We start from the raw sequence: 18,279 nt of genomic DNA on the forward strand, positions 1-18,279 counted from the left end.
GGCAGCATCAACGATTGCTTTTTTTAATGAACGTACAGCTGTACGTTCTCTTGAAAGAGTCTTTCGGGCTGGCGTTTTTTCCATATCTTTTTTCTCATTCCTGTAAAAATTCATTTACGGAATGGGGGTTGTTCGGTAAAATAATAAAGAAGTATGTGTTGAGTGAAATTGACAAATGATGACACGGGTTATATATGGATAAATAAAGGAGATGCCTTTAAATGAGTTACTCTCGTCGAGAATATAAAAAGCGCCAGCAGCGGCGGCGTAAGGGTTTTAAGAAATGGGCCGTCCGCGGTGGGATTGCATTGTTTGTGTTCCTGCTTGTGCTTGGTGTTGGGTTCGGTTATATGTGGCAGCAGTTTGAAGAGGTGACTTCTGGTGCGCAGCAGGAGTTAGATCGTGGTGATCGTTCTGATATGCGTGAGGAGGCTGTAAATCCAAGCCAGGATAGTATCTCGATTTTGTTTTTAGGTGTCGATGATCGTACCGGGAACTTGCGGGGACGGACTGATGCGATTGTATTGGCGACGTTCAATGCGGAGGATCAGTCTGTGAAGATGTTAAATATTCCGCGTGATTCGCTTGTGAATATCCCTGGTAGGGGTCAGGATAAGATTAATCATGCGCATGCGTTTGGCGGGATTGATTTAGCGATTGAAACGGTTGAAGATGTGCTCGATATTCCGGTTGATTATTTTATGACGTTGAATTTCATGGCCTTTATGGAAGTTGTTGATGAGCTCGGTGGTGTTGAGGTTGACTCGCCATTTGAGATCAGTGAAATGGACAGTTACGATAATCCTGGTGCGATTTGGATTCCTGAGGGTGAGCAGACGTTAAACGGTGAAGAGGCGCTTGCATATGTGCGCCATAGACAAGGCGACCCCCAAGGCGATATCGGTCGTGGGGAGCGCCAAAAGGAAGTGCTCGAGTCCTTAATTCGCGAATCTGCTTCATTATCATCGATTACAAGTTTTGGTTCAGTCATGGAAAGTTTAGAGAACCATATGAAGACGAATTTAACGTTTAACAATATTGTCTCATTACACGGCTATGCGCGTAATTTTGATGAGATTACATCCTTGTCGCTTGATGGACATGGTTTGAGGACTAATCGTTGGTATTACCAATTAGATGAAGAGTCCTTAAATGAAACGTCACACCGATTACGAATTCATCTAGGATTAGAAGATGAAGCTGGACGTAATGTGATGTTGGAAGATGAGGAATAAGTATATGAATGAGTTTGAAGCTGATCTCTTAATGGGATCAGCTTTTTTATTAGTTGTGGTGGTGCAGAAAATGTTCTAGCTGATGGAATCATCGGTTTACCTGATGGAAAAATCAGTTCTCCTGACGGAATAATCAGCTTACCTGATGGAATTATCCGTTCACCTGATCGAATTATCGTCTCATCTGACGGAATAATTGCTCCTCCTGATGCAATTATCGGTTCACCTGATGGAATAATTGGTTCTCCTGATGGAATAATTAGTCTACCTGATTGAATTATCCATTCTCCTGACGGAATTATCGGTTCACCTGACGGAATAATTAGTCTACCTGATTGAATTATCCATTCTCCTGACTGAATAATCGGTTCTCCTGATGGAATAATCACTCCACCTGATGCAATTATCACGTCTCCTGATGGAATAATCACTCCACCTGATCGAATTATCGGTTCACCTGACTGAATAATTGCTCCACCTGATCGAATCATCCATTCACCTGACGGAATAATTAGTCCACCTGATGGAATAATTGGTTCTCCTGATGGAATAATCACTCCACCTGATCGAATTATCCATTCACCTGATGGAATAATTGCTCCACCTGATGGAAAAATAGTGTCACCTGATCGAATTATCCGTCTACCTGATGCAATTATCCATTCACCTGACGGAATAATTAGTCCACCTGATCGAATTATCCATTCACCTGATGGAATAATCACTCCACCTGATCGAATTATCCATTCACCTGATGGAATAGTCACTCCACCTGACCGAATAATCGGTTCACCTGATGCAATTATCACGTCTCCTGATGCAATTATCACTCCACCTAATCGAATTCTCACTTACCTGAACGAATAACCCCCTACTCCACTTCATCGAAAAAACGCCTCCTCCCCACATTCGACATAATTAAACAAATTTCGCCACTCGCCGGGCACAAACAAAAAAGCTGAATTCCATCAATTCGGAATTCAGCTTACTTTATATTCACACCACATACTATTATTGGCGCTTCGGATTGGATTCGCGTCTAAACAAGTTCATAAGCGGTCTATATTTGTCTCCTACGAGCCCGACGAGTTCAACGATCAATTCGATAGCAATCATGAGGAGCGTAATAATAATCAGTGCACCCCAAAGCGTTGATTGCGTCAATAAAATTGCCGCTGTACCGAAAAATCCACTCATCAAGTAGATCAACAGCACCGTCTGCTTATGGGAAAACCCTAAGCGTAGCAAACAGTGGTGAAGGTGTGATTTATCCGGTGATGATAGCGGTGTTTTGTTAAGAAAACGTCGAATGATCGCAAAAAACGTATCTGAAATCGGTACGGCTAAAATCACAACTGGTATGATTAAAGAAAACAGGGTTACATTTTTAAATCCTAATAAGGAAATGACTGAAAGCATGAACCCTAAAAATAACGCACCGGTATCACCCATGAAAATCTTTGCTGGGTGGAAGTTGTAAAATAAAAATCCGACCGTACTAACAAGCAAGATGCTCGCAATCGCGACGATAAAAATATCTCCGTTCATTGCAGCCATCGTCGTAATTGTGAGTAAAACGATCGCTGACACACCAGCAGCTAATCCGTCCAAACCATCGATGAGGTTAATCGCATTTGTAACCCCAATGATCCAAAGTAGCGTAATCGGAATTGCAAAGATCCCAAGGTCTATGCGACCGTCAAATGGCATGTTAATAAAGTCGACATGCACCCCACCAGCAATAACTGATACTGCTGCTAATATTTGACCGACAAGCTTCCACTTTGCCGATAATTCATACATATCATCAAGTACGCCTGTCACCACAATGATCGTTGCACCAATCACGATCGGCCACACGTATGGGCTATCCGGCTGTAGTATCAGAAGCCCGATCATAAAACTAGCATAGATCGCTAATCCTCCGAGCCGGGGCATGACTTTTTGGTGTACTTTTCGATTATTTGGTTGATCTGTCGCTCCAATTTTTATTGCGAATCGTTTAACAAGTGGTGTGAGAGAGAGTGCTGCTAAGAAACTAATTAGCAAAACTGCGATATACATGAAGTCACCCCTTCTTCTTACCTTTCCCATTATATATTGAATAATGCTTCTTTAACTCAATCCTAAAATGAAACTACACCATACACCTTATGGGCAATCACAAGCATTATACCATATAGGCTTGTATAAAAACATAAGGAAATTCACAAATTCACTGTTTTTAACAATTCGGTAAGAAAGACAAGTAGCTCGTCCACAATGATGTTCATTGAAAGCGAATATTAGTCACGGGTTGAAGCATTATATAAGAAAGCCGCAAATTCTGCTCTCGTTACCGATTGCTCCGGGGCAAATGTTCCGTCTGGAAAACCGTCAGCAATTTGGTTGTTTTCAAGGATATCAATGTAAGAATACGCCCAGTGGGACTCATCTACATCGGAAAAGGATACACCTGACTCTCCAGATAATTCGTATGCTCGTTTTAATACCGCAGCGGCTTCCGCTCTTGTTAGCGGTTCTTCTGGTGCAAACTGATCTTCCTGTCGCCCAGTAAATAATCCTTCTTCGGTTGCTGCAGCAATCGAATCATATGAGTAACGATCTTCACTTACATCATCAAATGGCACTTCTTCACGATCTGATTTATCAATGTTTAACTGACGTACAAGCATTGCTGAAACTTGTTCTCTTGTGACTTGACCATTAGGTTTAAATTCACCACCTGGAAAGCCTTTTATGACTTGCTGATCAACTAAATAAGATGTTTCTTCTACAGACCAGTGGTCATCACCCACATCCGTAAATTTCCCTCGCAATGGATTGTGGCTCGGTTCATTTTCTGGCGTATCGTGATGTTCGGCGTCGTAGATCGCTTCGACATTGTTCACGTAAACGGTCCCTGTCGATTTTTTGCTTTTATCTGTTTGCGCGATGTAGATTCTTGAAAGCGAATAAGGTGAAGAAATGCCACTCGGAATCTCAGCTGTGACATAATTCCAGCCAGACCAATCCATTTCGTTTTCACCTGTGACATCCACATAATGTGTGTTCATATCACGATCGGTGATTTGTAACCTTAACCAGTTTTCTCTTCCATCTCCATGAACCCACATCCCGATTTTTTTAGGGGTCCCTTCCATTAAAAGAGGTTGTTTCGGCTCTAAATAAGCTGCAGACGTTCCTTCTTGTCGGTCAGAAGAAAAGTCATATGTAAGCTTTGCAGACTGACCGTCATCGCCTTCACTATTCGAACCACTTAAAGAATGATCACCTACCGCTCTTGCAAAAGTGCTATTCCAGTTTTTCAAGTTCGCAAAACGCTCTAACTCTATGAAACTTTCAGACACGTCTTTAGGCAAAGAGTTACTCACAATTTGAATCGCATTTGGCATGCTTCGTTCCCTGCCATCTGACGGGGCGTTAACAACACTCGGCAATTGATGGCCACGCAGTGTTGCCGCCATTGTTGTTGAGCCGCCACCATCTAAATTAATGGCTGATTCTGCGCCTAAAGATATCATATGTTCAGCTAAGTCCGTCAGCGAAATCCCATCGCTGTATCCTGATTGTCTTCCATCTACCGTAACCATAAAAAGTTCATCATCTGCTGTAATTCCTACCGCTGAACGTGGCTCTCGCCTACTAGCAAACGAGCTACGCTCATTCATACTAACGGAAACTTGACCACCTTCTACAAGAAGCGGTCCTGTTGTAATCATCGTTTCACTATCCATCCACTGATCATCAATTTGTAGTTCATAAGAGATTTCATCGCCAACATCAATATCAGCAAATTGTTCTCCTTGCTCTTCACCACTCGCTGCGATCACAAAGCCACCCTCTGGAATCGAGGAGTCTCCACCTTCGTCACTTTTGTTCACTTCACTTACAACGCCTGTGACGGTTTCTCCAAAAATCAATGTTTCCGGCGTCGGTGAAGCATCTTTCACGACAATTTCTGTTGACTCACTGTCAATTGATGGGACGCTCCAACCGTAACCACGTGTAAAAAGGGTCGTTTCTCCCTCACTTCTACCTGTGTTAAAATCGTGCGCTGTGGCGCTGTCCCCGTTAAATCGAAGCTGAACATTCTTATCGTAAGAATCTATTAATGGCTGTCCATCTTCCGTGATACCAAAAGCGTAAGAATAATAGATCGGATTATTGGCGTTGGCTGAATATCTCCCTAAGTTCACGATCTCATTATTTTGAACAACAAGATTTACAGGTGAACCAGCATAGAAAAACGATGCATTAATCGATCCAACAACATATTCACTCGCTGCAGGATTCGTATGATACTCTGCTAAATCTGTCACCGTCATCTGCTGGTGTGTTGGACCGGCATGGCCAACCTGCACAGATATATCCGAGGCGTCTAAATCGACCATCATTTGGTTGAAAGCTCTGTCCACGCCATTACTTGTATAATTTTCTTTCGTTAATGTGACTCCGGGCACAATCGAATAATCTTCTTGATATGTCGTTTCACCAAAACTCGCATATGTATTTCCTTGGACAAAAAACAAGCTTGAAAACAAAAGTAAACTGATAGACATAAAAAATGATCTTTTCCTGAACATATCACTAACCACAAACTTTCCTCCTTAACAGTTTCCTCGTTTCATATATTTTGATTCTCTAAACAATATTAAATACACATAAATGATTATAATATATTTTGTCGATAATAAATAGATTCATCATGCGTATATTTCTCCAAAAATAGACAGTAATTGTTTCCTTTCTCTTCATTAAAAGTTAGTCGATCTACGACTGTTTATAGTTACCTCTAACAGTTTTCTATCTTTAATTGATTCGACATTGCTGAACCTTTGAGTTAAATGGGCTGTTATACGTTTTTTAAGGGGGGTTATTATGAACGCCAAGTGTTACGTATCGGCATACAATGTTAATGAAATGCTAAAAAGGAGACAAATTCCAGGAAGTCCTTAATTGTAAAATGCATATGAACATTTGACGATTTCACATATTTCATTGAAAAATTGTAAAAAAATCACTCCCCCCTCAAGATGAGACCACGTCGCACTTTCCTGGTCTGTCATTCTATGTCACAATATAAGTTATGCAAATCACTTGCATCATGAAAAGATAAAGGGGCTGAAAAGATGAACAAAAAGTTATTCATGGTGTTAGTACCTTTAGTACTGATTGTCATGGCCGTGAATGTTTTCTTTTTTTCTGGCGATGATGAAATCACACAAAATGAGGAAGAAACATCAGACACATATCAACCACCTGAAGAGAATCCCGATATAGAACAGGAATACGACGTCATTGTTTTAGGCGGAGAACCTGAAGGCGTTAGTGCCGCTGTTTCCGCTGCTCGTAATGGTGCAGAAACACTACTCGTCGAACGCCGAGATGGCCTCGGTGGGTTAATGACATACGGGATGCTAAACTATATCGATATGGTCTATGGTATCGATGGCGAACATGCGATTGGTGGAATCTTTGAAGAATGGCATCATATGGTCGGACGAGATGATGCGTTTGATATCGATGTAGGAAAACAAGCCTTTTTAGAGCTCGTTGAAGAAGAAGAAAACTTAACGCTTTTATTAGAAACAGACATTAACGATGCAGTTGTGGAAGATGAGCAAACCGTTACTGGTGTGACGTTAGAAAATGAAGACGGCGAACAAACCATATATGGTCAACGTTTTGTTGATGCAACACAAGATGCCGACTTCGCTGTCATGGCTGGCGCTCCATACTTCGTAGGAGGAGCCGATATAAACTTAGAAGACCGCCGTCAAGCTGTCACACTAATGATTCACTTACGTAATGTTGATTGGGATGGTGTCCGACAAACAGCAGAAGAAGAGATTTTTGATAAAGCAGGCGTCACCGAAACCGTTGCTTGGGGATTCAACGATCTTCATTATGAATACGAAACTGTCGAAGAAGATACACGCCTTCGTGGTTTAAACCTTGTTCGAATTGCCGAAGAAGGACAAGAGGAAGAGTTCTTCATTAACGCTTTGCAACTGTTTGGTGTTGACGGTTTAGATGAAGCTGAAGTTGAAGAAGCCATCGAAAAAGGAATACGAGAAACTGATCGCATTGTGGAATACTTGCGAGAGGAATTCCCTGGTTTTGAGGAAGCAGAAGTGATTGACTACCCTGAGGAGTTATACATCCGAGAAACCCGTCACGTATACTCAGAATACATGTTACCAATGTCAGATGTATGGGCGCATGCAGATCACTGGGATAGCATTGGTTACGGTGGATACCCTGTTGATGTACAAGCCACTTCTGTCAATGATTTCGGGTATGTCCTATCAGACCCTGAACAATTTGCGATTCCATTCCGTTCATTAGTTCCTCTAGAAGTAGAAAACATTTCCGTCGTCAGTCGTTCCGCTGGCTACTCTTCATTAGCTTCCGGAAGTGCTAGAATTATTCCGACGGGAATGGCTGCAGGGGAAGCCGGTGGCTTAGCGGCACAACTAGCGATTGAAAATGATATGACCTTCCGTGAACTCTCTCAAGATGAGGAGCTCATTGAAGAATTACGTCAACGCCTTGCCGACCAAGGAGCTTTTGTTGAACATTTCGACATCTCCTATCCTTATGAAAATAAATGGTTTGATGAATCCATTCAATTCTTAATTGATTACGGTTTAGTTGTTGCAGGTTATGATAATGATTTAAGAGTAGAAGAACCATTATCAACCACTCACTTTGCTAACTTACTATCAAATGGTCTTGCTCGAATGAACGAAGATGCTTATCACGAATTCCACGAAGCGATTCGTTCACCATTTAATGACAGCGAGTTTGCCGAAGGCGTGTTCACTCGAGATGAGATGGCCGAATACATCATTTCGATCTTTGAAGATACGTCCATTGATGACGAACCTTGGGCACAAGCGTTAGATTTAAACCTTATTGATGAAGAAGTTTACCATCGAATACCTGAAGATGATGAATTAGTACGAAAAGAAGGCCATTACATCGCAGCCCAAATTTTAAAAAATTATCAATAACATTGATCAAGGAGAGGGACGATTTACACTGCTCCCTCTCTTTATTAAAATTCGAATACCTCGATGCTAAATTCGACATATAGGAGGGATCAGAAATGAAGAAGTTTCGTTTCATTTTGCCAGTTTCTTTACTAGCTTTAGTTTTCACCGCGGCGTGCTCACCCGAAGATCCAGCCGACCCTGACGTTGAGGAAAACGAACAGGAACCTGAAGAAGAATTGACAGAACCATCAGATGAGGCGATTGAAGGACAAGATGTTCAAGATCTTTATCTTTACATGGACAACACTGACGTTAGTGAACTTTACTCAAGAGATGTCAATTCTGATGATCGATTAGATGGACATATGAAACTTGACCCCGATGATGATGAAATCATTGAACTAGATGGCCTTCGTTTTCGTGGTAACACCGCGCGTGGCCTTGATAAAAAATCATTTAATATTCGATTCGAAGACGATCAAGACTTTTTATTTGGTAGTAATCGAATGAATTTAAATGCGATGTATCGGGACCCTTCAATGATGCGCGAAAAAATTTCTTGGGATATGTTCGCAGAATTAGACCATCCTGCCCCGCGTGCAGAGTATTTTAACTTATACATCAATGACGTTTTTGAAGGGCTTTACGTTCACATTGAGCGTATCGATCAAGATTTATTAGCAAACCACGACTTAAATGAGGAAGGAACCTTAGTTCGCGATGATATGCGCGGCCATTATAATGGTGACACGATAGATGTTTATTCTTCCTTCGGCTTTGACATCACAAGGGCTGACGACCAACCTCACTTTCTTGAAGAAATTTTCCGTTATCGCGGAAACCCTCATTGGGGCGAATTAACTTCCTTAATAGAGTGGGTCTATCAAACCCCTGCAGGACCGGAATTTGCTGAAAAATTTCAAGAGGAAATGAATGTCGACCGTTTTATTGATTGGCTCGCCGTTCACTTTTTAATCGGAGACATTGATGCCTTCGGAGATGATTATTGGCTCTATTTAGACCACGAAGACCCTGATGCGAAATGGGAGGTCATCCCTTGGGATAAAAACTTAACGTTCGGCTCTCATACTCGTTCAGACTACGGCGTTTTAAATGATTACTTTGCTTATGAGTACCCGATGGACGTTGGATCTTGGGACAACCATTTGTTCATGAAACTTCTAGAAACACCTGAACTAAAAGAAAAACTTGACGAACGTCTCGTCCAGTTAATGGGTGACGTGTTTACTTATGATTACTTCGAAGAAAAGTTCCATACGTATCAAGACCGAATTTACGACAGCGTCATGGTAGACCCAAGTGATCGCGGCGCATTCGACCTTCATCCACAAAACCATTTTGGTGAGTTAGGTGATTACGAATATCGATCTGAGGCGATCCTCGATTTTATCGAGCTTCGTTACCAGTATATTAAAGCACAAATTGGTGCGTTAGACACGGAAGGCACGCTCACAGCTACAGAAACGATTGACGATGACACTGAAGGGCCTGTTTACTTTACTGATGACCAAGGTTGGGTGATTTCAAAATTTGAACCTACAAATGTAGTCAATGAAGGAGACATTACCTTCTCTGTCGAGGAAAATCAAGAGATTGATGGCGTGAACCGAACCTTCTCCGTTAACGCAGGGGATGCTGAAGTCGAGGGGACCTTAACGATTTACTACCGAAATGACCTCGGTTGGCCTGCAGGCGGTAACTGGTATAAGGAAAATACCGCTATCGGCGAACAATGGGATTTAACCTTGGCTGAATACGACGGATCCACAGCAACGCCTTTAGATTCAACCATTAATCCTTACACGAACAAGTTAACCATCGACACATCTTTAACAGGTGAAAATCAGTACGTCATTACACATTAAGACACAAAAAAGCTACAGGGGCACTTCAACCCTCTGTAGCTTTTTCTATGCTCTCTTGTGCAGTGTGCGGACAGTATGTCTATCAAGTTCACGATCATAAAAAAAGGACGAATTCCCGTTTCGAATTCGTCCTCATATCATATGCTTCAACATCACTTCTTCGATGCCTTGATTTTTAATAAGTCATTTGTGATAAGTTCAGTGATACTTTCAAATTAGCGTTCTTCGTACGAATCGCGTCCATAATTTCTTTATCTTGGACACCTTCTTTTGTACTCACGCGATACTCTAAAAGATACATTGTTCCCTGATTTGTCGTTTCAACATTCGTTAACTTATAATAATTCATGTTTTCTTCAAAAATGTCATCAAAGATACCTTCATAATTCATGTTCTCAGGAACTGTGATTTTAAGGATCTTCTCATAGTTTGTACTGCTCTTTCCATAATCGACAACATAAAGAATGTAAATCAAAACGGATAAAGACGCAGTGAAAAGAACGGCTAATAAGTAGAAGCCTAAACCTGAAGCAATACCTGCTGCCATACCAAAAAAGATAAATGCGATATCTTTTGGATCAGCCATCGCACTTCTAAAACGAATGATCGAGAATGCACCAACCAAACCGAATGCAACGGCAATATTATTACCGATAACAATCATGATAATGGAAACGACCACACTCATAATAATCACGGTTTGTACAAAAGATTGTGAATAACGAACCCCGTGGTGGGTTAATTTATATACTTGGGTAATGACAACACTTAAGAAAAAGCTTAGAAAGATTGCCATAAATGCTTCAAATACTGTGAAGTCAGACGTTACATTACCCGAACTCATATAATTCTGTAAGAATTCTTGCATCATACATTTCCCCTTGAATTATTTAATACTTATAAAAGAACTGATTGTTTATCTGCCTTGTTTGCGTTATTTGCCGTATCTACACTTGTGCAATATTTGGACACACCGCGCTTTTCACACTTATAGTTACTTAACAAACGAGTTAACCACAGTGGTACACTGTCGTTTACTTTGACCTCCATGACCACTAAGTTTTGATCAACAAAATGATTCCCATGTGGTCCATTCTCAATAAAAAGGTCATCATTTCGACAACGCAAATTATAATCAAATGTTACTCGTAAATCAGCATCATCTACACCGTGAAAGGCTTGTCTATCATAACTTACAACCACTTCCGGGTGTAAGTGATATAAGTTCTTAAAATGATCAACTTCATTCATAATTTGTTTATTCGACAGGTTGTAATGCTCTTTGATCTTGTTTGACTGCACATACTCGTAAGCATCTTTTAACGGCAACATCGTTCGCCTCTTATTGACAACATTGTTAAACTTTTGTTTCACTTCAAAAAATGCTGTACTTTCTTGAGTAGCATTGTCGTATACGCGTAAACGTAATTTTTGTCTAAAGTTTAATTTATTTCTCGTTTCATAATAAATGGTATAATCTGGTGAATCAAAATACAGACTAACAATATTATAACGCCCAAAGCCATCTCCAAAGCGGTCGTAGCGCATATACGGTTTCATGTCTTCAACGATCGCTTGGTACGTGTCAAATGGAATTAAATATTTTAATTCTCGACGTGTAAAAATCTCTCTAGACATCAGTTTATCCCCCTTTCCCTTCATTTTAGAAAGGTCTAACGTTTATGTTAAAATAAAAAAACATCGTAGGTAAAGATCATAACAACATTTTTCATTATATTCCTAAATTGTTCGATAAGCAATCTCAATTTTAGGTAGAATTCATTGTCCGATTTTGCCGTATACTACAATTGTCCCCATTTTTGACAAAATGATTTACACCACTACAAACTTCGATTGCTAAATAGCGTTTTATCATCTAAAATATTCTTGTTACTTTTTTTCCTGAATCCACAGGAGGGGTCTAAATGAAAAAAGCAAAACAATTTCGTAATATTATCATCCTTTTGTTCCTATTAGGTTTACTTTGGGTTGGGGCGTTTTTATACGTACCTGAACGAGAAGCACTTTCCGATCATTCACTTGAAAATGCAATTCGCGAGGAGTTAGATTTAGCTCCAAACGAACAATATCATAAGGATGATCTAGCAGACATTCGCGTTCTTGAAATCAGAGATGCAGGTATAGAACAAATCGAAGGGATTGAAAAACTAACAAACCTCGTTGAACTCGACCTGCGCGGGAATGAAATTGATGATATTACACTCATTGGTGAACTAGAAAATTTGGAGGTCCTCGATTTACGTGACAACCGCATTTCCGATATCAGTGCATTAGGAAATTTAACACACCTTGAAGACTTAAATGTTCGCGGAAACCGTATTTCTGATATCTCTGTCCTATCTGAATTAACGAACATACGTGAATTGAACATTCGTGAAAATAGTATTTCAGATATTTCACCACTTGCAGACTTAACGCTTCTAAGAGATTTAAACATGCGTTATAACCAAATTGACACGTTAGAACCTTTAAGCGATTTACAGAACTTGACGCAACGCTTGTATATTGAAGGCAATTTAATTGAAGATACAAGCCCTGTCGCTCATTATTATGATCACATTTTAGAAACAGATTTTTAAATCACGAATCGTACAAATCCCTTCGATTGATCGACAGTCGAAGGGATTTTTTTTTCGTTTTCGGAGCACCTAAAGCTTTATAAACTGAAACAGACGATCGATATGATCGTCTGTTAACTTCGTTATTTTGCCAATATGTCTAATGTTTGCTGTGCTGTATGTTTCGCTTTTTGCGTCGCTTCTGTCGTATATTCAAGAAGGTAATCGTTTTGTTCGGACAAATCCGCCGTGATGACTTTGGTCACGATATCGTCTGCAGACCAATCATCTTTTTCCACATGACCTACGACCGGTTGCTGACACAAGTTAGCGAAAGAATCAATTTTAGGATCATACGATAATGCATGAAAAGGAACATTCATGACTGCTGCAAAAATCAATGCATGAAGTCTCATTCCTAACAGCAATTTCGCTTGTCCGACAATCACCACTTTTTCCTGTATCGTCGCATCATATGGAGCCATCCAAATGTCCCCGTCTCTTTTTTCCATCAGCGACAACAGCTGTTCTAAAGTGTTGTAATCATGCTCTCCATGCATCGGCAACAGGACGATCTTTTCCCCTTTTTTCAGTAATTCATCTAACGCCGCAGCAGTCTTTTCTAGGTACTCTCTCCCATCAGACCAATCTCTCATTGAAACCGCAATATAATCGCTAGGTATATTTTCCGATGCGAGCCAAGGACTCTCATCGAGTGACGGCTTGTTCATTCCAAGAACGGGATCAGGGACAATTGTAGATTCCTTCTTTAAACCAACCGATGTTAAAAACTCCTGGGAATCACGATCGCGCACTGTAATCAGCGATGCTCGATTGAGCGTATGCTTGACAATTCGTTGATTTTTCAGTTGATTAATGGGACCTATCCCTTGAGCATAAATGACAAACGGCTTTCCGAGGAGCTTAGCGATCCACATCACACCGCTATAATAAATCACACTTTTGTTGCCTGTCTTATCTTGTAGCAAACTTCCACCACCGCTAATCAACCCATCTGATTGCCGGATAGCTTTGGCTACGTCTTTTAACTTCCAACGATTGACCGCTTCAACACCATATTGTTGAGCGGTCTTTTCAGGGTCATTGGATAACACGGTGATGTGAATATCTTGATTTTCTTCTCTTAGCGCACTGATCAAAGAAAAAAGAATCGCTTCATCGCCTACATTGTCAAAACCGTAATAACCAGATAATACGACCTTCATCGTAACACCTTCTCTTTCACTTGCGGAAACACCCAACGCTCCAGTAGATACCAAGCGACAATAAGCATAACCCCAAACGTGACACCAATCATTGCGCCATAAACCGTACGTTCCATGGAAATGAGTAACGGGGTATGCAAGTGTGTGAACGTTCCGACCATTGAACTAAATGCCAGCGCGCCGAAAATATATAAATAACGTCCATAACGATGACCCACCGCCGTTAAATAGATCCCTAACGTAAATAGTGGGTAGCCAATTAAAAACTCTGTCGTTCTTGGGCGCACCCCTAATGTATTTTCTAGCCACTGGCGAGCCTCTAATTCATAAGGAATGACGATACCCGCATTTCCAGTCCGACCGACATAAAACATAACGACCGCAGCGATAACCGTTAAAACAACTAAATGCCAAAAAGCAACCTTTTCTTTTAACACGTGATAGCTAAATATAAATGCTGCAACAATCAACATTGGTAAAACGGCTAACGCCTTTACACCTGTAAAGCTATCGATATGAACGACAAATTCCCAGCCATATAATAATGTCACAACGAACCATGCACCAATTAAGGCAATCCCTAATGACTTCGCTAGTGCAATCGCTCCATCTTTGAGGGAATGTAATGATCCTATTGATAACACTGCATAAGCCGGTGCCAAGACCGCTAAACCTAGTACAATGGCCTTATACAATAGGTTGATACCTGAAAGGAGGATCATTCCTGTTCCTAAACCTGCGACAACAAGTACAGGAATTGCAAGACGCGGGTGTAAACGATCCGCGACAATACCCAAAAATGACACAGCAGCGACCAATGAAACTAATTTTAGCCACAACGGTTGCTCAAAACGCTCGAATGGCTCGGCAGCACCTAATTCACCACCTACCCTTCGCTCAAGCCTTTCCATAAATGAATCATCACCAGCAAACGCATTTAAAGCATTTCCTGCTTCTAGCGGATTTTCATAATTTTCGTTATTCCTCTTATTTAAAAGGTTGATATATAAAACGCCGATGTTTCGTTCATGTACCGCTCTTGCCCCTTGAAAAACGGCTCGAAGATCCTCTTCGTTTTCACTACCTTTACCTAAAGTCATACTATGCAGACGAACAGGATCATTGTCTAAATGTTCAATTAGCGTTGTTAATCCACGTTGATCTACACCTTCAATCGTGAGTACACTGAGGTTGAGGTCATTCATCTTCTCGGCAAAGGATGCGACCCGGTTCTCTGGCGTATCACCTGGAACCCCTACAACCTCATCGTCAATAAAGAGCATGTAATGAGCGTAAGGGCTCATTTCTTCTAGCTGTTGATAAAGGATGTGGTCTTCGTTCGCATCGTTAAAATTGTTTTCCAAACGTGGAACAAGGGAAAATCTATGCTCGATTGCCTGTTCAACCGCGACCATATCGTAAGTGACAGGGGTTGATCTGCTACTCACACCGTAAGGGACAAACAGCAATTCACGATCCTCTACTTCTAACCACTCAACCTCTTCATCATATTCTTCTAATTCTTCATTGATCACGTCCTCAACAGGCGCTATCAATGGATGATCTTCTTCTAAAATCTCAATATAGTCTCCAGGCTTGTCTGACAAATCATCGTTTGTAATTGTAGGAGATGTTAATAAATCTCTTTTATCAATAAATTGTAGTAAATATTTATTCTCTAAATCCCTTAAACTTAATGGTTCGAAACTGATCGACTCGACCCCTGAAGATCGCAACTGCGAATAAACATGATCCTTATCTTGCCCCGCATCGTGGATCATCGAATCAATATCGTTATACGGGATGCTGACTTCATACTGATCATTTGCCGATTCGACTTGAACCCTTTCCCACAAAGAGGGAATGGAAATCAGGATGGCAAAGATCACGATCCCCCATAATCCTTTTTTAAGCATGTTTGATCTCCCTTTCAGATGAAAACCTTGACGATCTCATTTATTATTGTTCCTCTACTGTTGAACGAAAATATTTACCGACAACAGGTAATGATTGAAGTTCTTCTTTACCTAACCCTTTTAACGCTAAAATAAGCACACCATATACAAGCGCACCAACCATAACCATGATTACAACGTATCCTAACGCAAAACCTCTGGACCAATTCATTGGATCCATGAAAAATGTCGGTGCCACAATCACAAGCGCCATGATGAGCGATGACACCGCGAAAACGGTGTGACTTCTCGCCCACACTTTAAAAGGAATCCCTTTATACATCCAGGAAATATTCAATACTGATACAAGGACATAGACAATAAGTGTAGACCACGCAACGCCTATTAAACCGAAGTTACGTATAAGGACAATGTTTAAAATCACTTTTAAAGCGGCACCAATCGTCACAATCCATGCGGCTTGTTTTGATTTGTTCATTCCTTGTAAGATGCCTGTTGTTAATACTGTAAAGGATGTAAATAAGGCACTAAAATGAACGATCGCAATCACGGGATTTCCTTCATAGTCACCGAAAAAGCCGAAGTTAATCGGTAATGTTAAAGCAAATAACCCCATCGCTGCTGGCCAAGAAAACATGTGCGTAAATTTAAGTGCTTTTTCGATCATCGACCTCGTCTGATCTATTTCACCTTTGGCTAATGAACCTGTAATCAAAGGGATTAGCGGTAAGATGAGTGCACTAGAGAAAACAACGGCAATTTGTACAAGTGCCGTTCCGCGACCATAAATACCGAATAAATCAGCAATCGCTAATTCGCGATAACCAATCGCTTGCAATTGTTGCGGAACTGTAATCGAATCGATGAAATTAAGCAAAGCCATCGCAAGCGCCCCCACGCAAATGGGTAGTGAAAGAGCGAGAATCTTCTTTGCCCACGTGCGGAACGTTTGAAATTTGTATGGTTCGCTTGAGATTGGCTTAATCGTTGAACGAAGGAAAATCCACCTTAAATAGATGAGTGAACATAACGCCCCGAGAATCGATCCAATCATGACACCCGCTGCTACGATTTCCTCAGAATAACCTTGCGCGACGAGGACATAAGCAATCACCAAGATCATGGTGACCCGAACAAATTGTTCTAAAACTTGCGAAATGGCCGTCGGGTTCATATCATCGTACCCTTGAAAAAAACCACGATATACGGCCATATAAGGTGCAACAAGTAGCGTAGCCGAAACGACGATGATCGATAGTGTCGCATACGAACCACCTAGGAGCTCCGCAATCGGTTCGGATAAAACATAAATGACAATAAAACTAATCAAACCGAAACTAGCACCTAAAATACTTGCAGTGACGAAAATGTCTCGTATTTGCCTCTCATCACCATTTACACGCGCTTCAGAAATGAGTTTCGAAATCGCTAGCGGGATCCCTGCCACAGACAAAATGAGAACAGCCATATAGACAGGGTAAACGAGCGAGAAAATACCAAATACTTCATTTCCCGCGATATTTTGCAGTGGGATTCGAAACACACTACCGAGTATTTTAGAAACAAGTGTTGCAACACTAATGATAATCGCACCATTTAAAAAACCTTTGCTCATTTTGACCCCTTTACTTTCTGGTACATCACTTTACCAACAAACCTCGGCAAAGCTAACATTCGTTTCCAACGTGTTGGTTGTTTCGAAAGACGGTAAAACCATTCCAAATTTAATTTTTGCCAAATTTCTGGCGCCCTTTTGACTTCACCTGCTAATACGTCAAAACTTCCACCAATCCCTACGAATATCCCTTTTTCTGCATAGGGCATATTTTCGGCAATCCACTGCTCTTGACGAGGGAAACCTAATGCGACAAAAATGAAATCAGGTTTCGTTTCTTGAATATCGCGAATGATCGCATCGTCTTCCCAATCAAAAAATCCATGGTGACTCCCTGCGATCTCAACATTCGGGAATTGTTTGTTCATATTTTGTTTCGTTTTTTGGAGTACTTCGTCTTTTGCCCCTAACAAATACACGGAGCTCCCTTGTTCATTAGCTTTTTCGAGTATGCCCATAAACATATCAAATCCCGTCACTCGTTCAGGGAGAGGTTGTCCTAGCATCTGTGCTGCTTTGACAACGCCGATCCCATCTGCGGTAACATAATCTGCTTTTTCAACATTCTTCTTATATGTTTCATCTTCTAATGTATGGAGGACAATCTCCGGATTTGCAGTGACGACAAACTTCTTTTCTTCATTTTTAACATGTTCCATCAATCGATCGATCATTTGACGTAAATTTATATGTATAAAGTTCACACCTAAAATCGACACTGTGCGATCTTTTGTCATCTTTTCACCAACTTTTAATCAAACTTTTAACTGTTACGCTTGAACCAATTTCATAATGAAGTGTTTTAACAAACATCACGAATG

The 18,279-nt window shown here is 40.8% G+C and carries 13 protein-coding genes; 4 read left to right on the forward strand and 9 right to left on the reverse strand.

The window, feature by feature from the left end; genetic code table 11:
• The first annotated feature begins 221 nt into the window (after positions 1 to 221).
• Positions 222 to 1,235 (forward strand): LCP family protein, encoded by a 1,014-nt coding sequence (locus HNQ41_RS09600; RefSeq protein WP_184664213.1) that lies wholly within the window; start codon positions 222 to 224, stop codon positions 1,233 to 1,235.
• Here the strand turns inward: HNQ41_RS09600 and HNQ41_RS09605 are convergent.
• The 3 genes from HNQ41_RS09605 to HNQ41_RS09615 form a co-directional block, all read right to left on the reverse strand.
• Positions 1,178 to 2,065 (reverse strand): hypothetical protein, encoded by an 888-nt coding sequence (locus tag HNQ41_RS09605; protein ID WP_184664214.1) that lies wholly within the window; start codon positions 2,063 to 2,065, stop codon positions 1,178 to 1,180. The genes HNQ41_RS09600 and HNQ41_RS09605 overlap by 58 nt on opposite strands.
• 181 nt (positions 2,066 to 2,246) lie before the next feature.
• Positions 2,247 to 3,299: a glycosyltransferase family 4 protein gene (locus tag HNQ41_RS09610; protein ID WP_184664215.1), complete on the reverse strand. Its 1,053-nt coding sequence runs from the start codon at positions 3,297 to 3,299 to the stop codon at positions 2,247 to 2,249.
• Between the two features lie 221 nt (positions 3,300 to 3,520).
• Positions 3,521 to 5,833 (reverse strand): S-layer homology domain-containing protein, encoded by a 2,313-nt coding sequence (locus HNQ41_RS09615; protein ID WP_184664216.1) that lies wholly within the window; start codon positions 5,831 to 5,833, stop codon positions 3,521 to 3,523.
• A gap of 534 nt (positions 5,834 to 6,367) precedes the next feature.
• Here HNQ41_RS09615 and HNQ41_RS09620 point away from each other — a divergent pair.
• Both HNQ41_RS09620 and HNQ41_RS09625 read left to right on the forward strand, forming a co-directional pair.
• Positions 6,368 to 8,254, forward strand: a complete 1,887-nt coding sequence (locus HNQ41_RS09620; protein WP_184664217.1) for an FAD-dependent oxidoreductase — start codon at positions 6,368 to 6,370, stop codon at positions 8,252 to 8,254.
• A 95-nt stretch (positions 8,255 to 8,349) separates the two neighbouring features.
• On the forward strand, positions 8,350 to 10,122 hold the full coding sequence (locus HNQ41_RS09625; protein ID WP_184664218.1) for a CotH kinase family protein: 1,773 nt from the start codon (positions 8,350 to 8,352) through the stop codon (positions 10,120 to 10,122).
• Positions 10,123 to 10,297: 175 nt separating this feature from the next.
• Here HNQ41_RS09625 and HNQ41_RS09630 read toward each other — a convergent pair whose 3' ends face one another.
• Both HNQ41_RS09630 and HNQ41_RS09635 read right to left on the reverse strand, forming a co-directional pair.
• Positions 10,298 to 10,990, reverse strand: coding sequence for a DUF4956 domain-containing protein (locus HNQ41_RS09630; protein WP_184664219.1), 693 nt, complete (start codon positions 10,988 to 10,990; stop codon positions 10,298 to 10,300).
• A 29-nt stretch (positions 10,991 to 11,019) separates the two neighbouring features.
• On the reverse strand, positions 11,020 to 11,760 hold the full coding sequence (locus tag HNQ41_RS09635) for a polyphosphate polymerase domain-containing protein (protein WP_184664220.1): 741 nt from the start codon (positions 11,758 to 11,760) through the stop codon (positions 11,020 to 11,022).
• A gap of 287 nt (positions 11,761 to 12,047) precedes the next feature.
• On the opposite strand from HNQ41_RS09635, the gene HNQ41_RS09640 reads away from it, so the two are divergent.
• Positions 12,048 to 12,722, forward strand: coding sequence for a leucine-rich repeat domain-containing protein (locus HNQ41_RS09640; protein ID WP_184664221.1), 675 nt, complete (start codon positions 12,048 to 12,050; stop codon positions 12,720 to 12,722).
• 122 nt (positions 12,723 to 12,844) lie between these two features.
• Here HNQ41_RS09640 and csaB read toward each other — a convergent pair whose 3' ends face one another.
• The 4 genes from csaB to HNQ41_RS09660 are packed head-to-tail and all read right to left on the reverse strand — an operon-like array spanning position 12,845 to position 18,195.
• On the reverse strand, positions 12,845 to 13,927 hold the full coding sequence (csaB, locus tag HNQ41_RS09645) for a polysaccharide pyruvyl transferase CsaB (protein WP_184664222.1): 1,083 nt from the start codon (positions 13,925 to 13,927) through the stop codon (positions 12,845 to 12,847).
• On the reverse strand, positions 13,924 to 15,843 hold the full coding sequence (locus HNQ41_RS09650; RefSeq protein ID WP_184664223.1) for a DUF5693 family protein: 1,920 nt from the start codon (positions 15,841 to 15,843) through the stop codon (positions 13,924 to 13,926). Before HNQ41_RS09650 ends, csaB begins: the two co-directional genes overlap by 4 nt.
• A 43-nt stretch (positions 15,844 to 15,886) precedes the next feature.
• Complete coding sequence (locus tag HNQ41_RS09655) at positions 15,887 to 17,458, reverse strand: putative polysaccharide biosynthesis protein (RefSeq protein WP_184664224.1); 1,572 nt, start codon at positions 17,456 to 17,458, stop codon at positions 15,887 to 15,889.
• Complete coding sequence (locus HNQ41_RS09660) at positions 17,455 to 18,195, reverse strand: WecB/TagA/CpsF family glycosyltransferase (protein WP_184664225.1); 741 nt, start codon at positions 18,193 to 18,195, stop codon at positions 17,455 to 17,457. The genes HNQ41_RS09655 and HNQ41_RS09660 overlap by 4 nt, the downstream gene beginning before the upstream one ends.
• Positions 18,196 to 18,279: the final 84 nt, after the last annotated feature.

It is taken from the genome of Texcoconibacillus texcoconensis, assembly GCF_014202575.1.
Classification (GTDB): Bacteria; Bacillota; Bacilli; order Bacillales; family Salisediminibacteriaceae; genus Texcoconibacillus; species Texcoconibacillus texcoconensis.

What these genes read in the sequence shown, in the direction of transcription:
- HNQ41_RS09620 (WP_184664217.1), top strand. Translation starts at nt 6,368, where the DNA reads ATGAACAAAAAGTTATTCATGGTGTTAGTACCTTTAGTACTGATTGTC.
- HNQ41_RS09660 (WP_184664225.1), bottom strand. Translation starts at nt 18,195, where the DNA reads ATGACAAAAGATCGCACAGTGTCGATTTTAGGTGTGAACTTTATACAT.
- csaB (WP_184664222.1), bottom strand. Translation starts at nt 13,927, where the DNA reads ATGAAGGTCGTATTATCTGGTTATTACGGTTTTGACAATGTAGGCGAT.
- HNQ41_RS09610 (WP_184664215.1), bottom strand. Translation starts at nt 3,299, where the DNA reads ATGTATATCGCAGTTTTGCTAATTAGTTTCTTAGCAGCACTCTCTCTC.
- HNQ41_RS09630 (WP_184664219.1), bottom strand. Translation starts at nt 10,990, where the DNA reads ATGCAAGAATTCTTACAGAATTATATGAGTTCGGGTAATGTAACGTCT.
- HNQ41_RS09635 (WP_184664220.1), bottom strand. Translation starts at nt 11,760, where the DNA reads ATGTCTAGAGAGATTTTTACACGTCGAGAATTAAAATATTTAATTCCA.
- HNQ41_RS09655 (WP_184664224.1), bottom strand. Translation starts at nt 17,458, where the DNA reads ATGAGCAAAGGTTTTTTAAATGGTGCGATTATCATTAGTGTTGCAACA.
- HNQ41_RS09625 (WP_184664218.1), top strand. Translation starts at nt 8,350, where the DNA reads ATGAAGAAGTTTCGTTTCATTTTGCCAGTTTCTTTACTAGCTTTAGTT.
- HNQ41_RS09650 (WP_184664223.1), bottom strand. Translation starts at nt 15,843, where the DNA reads ATGCTTAAAAAAGGATTATGGGGGATCGTGATCTTTGCCATCCTGATT.
- HNQ41_RS09600 (WP_184664213.1), top strand. Translation starts at nt 222, where the DNA reads ATGAGTTACTCTCGTCGAGAATATAAAAAGCGCCAGCAGCGGCGGCGT.
- HNQ41_RS09640 (WP_184664221.1), top strand. Translation starts at nt 12,048, where the DNA reads ATGAAAAAAGCAAAACAATTTCGTAATATTATCATCCTTTTGTTCCTA.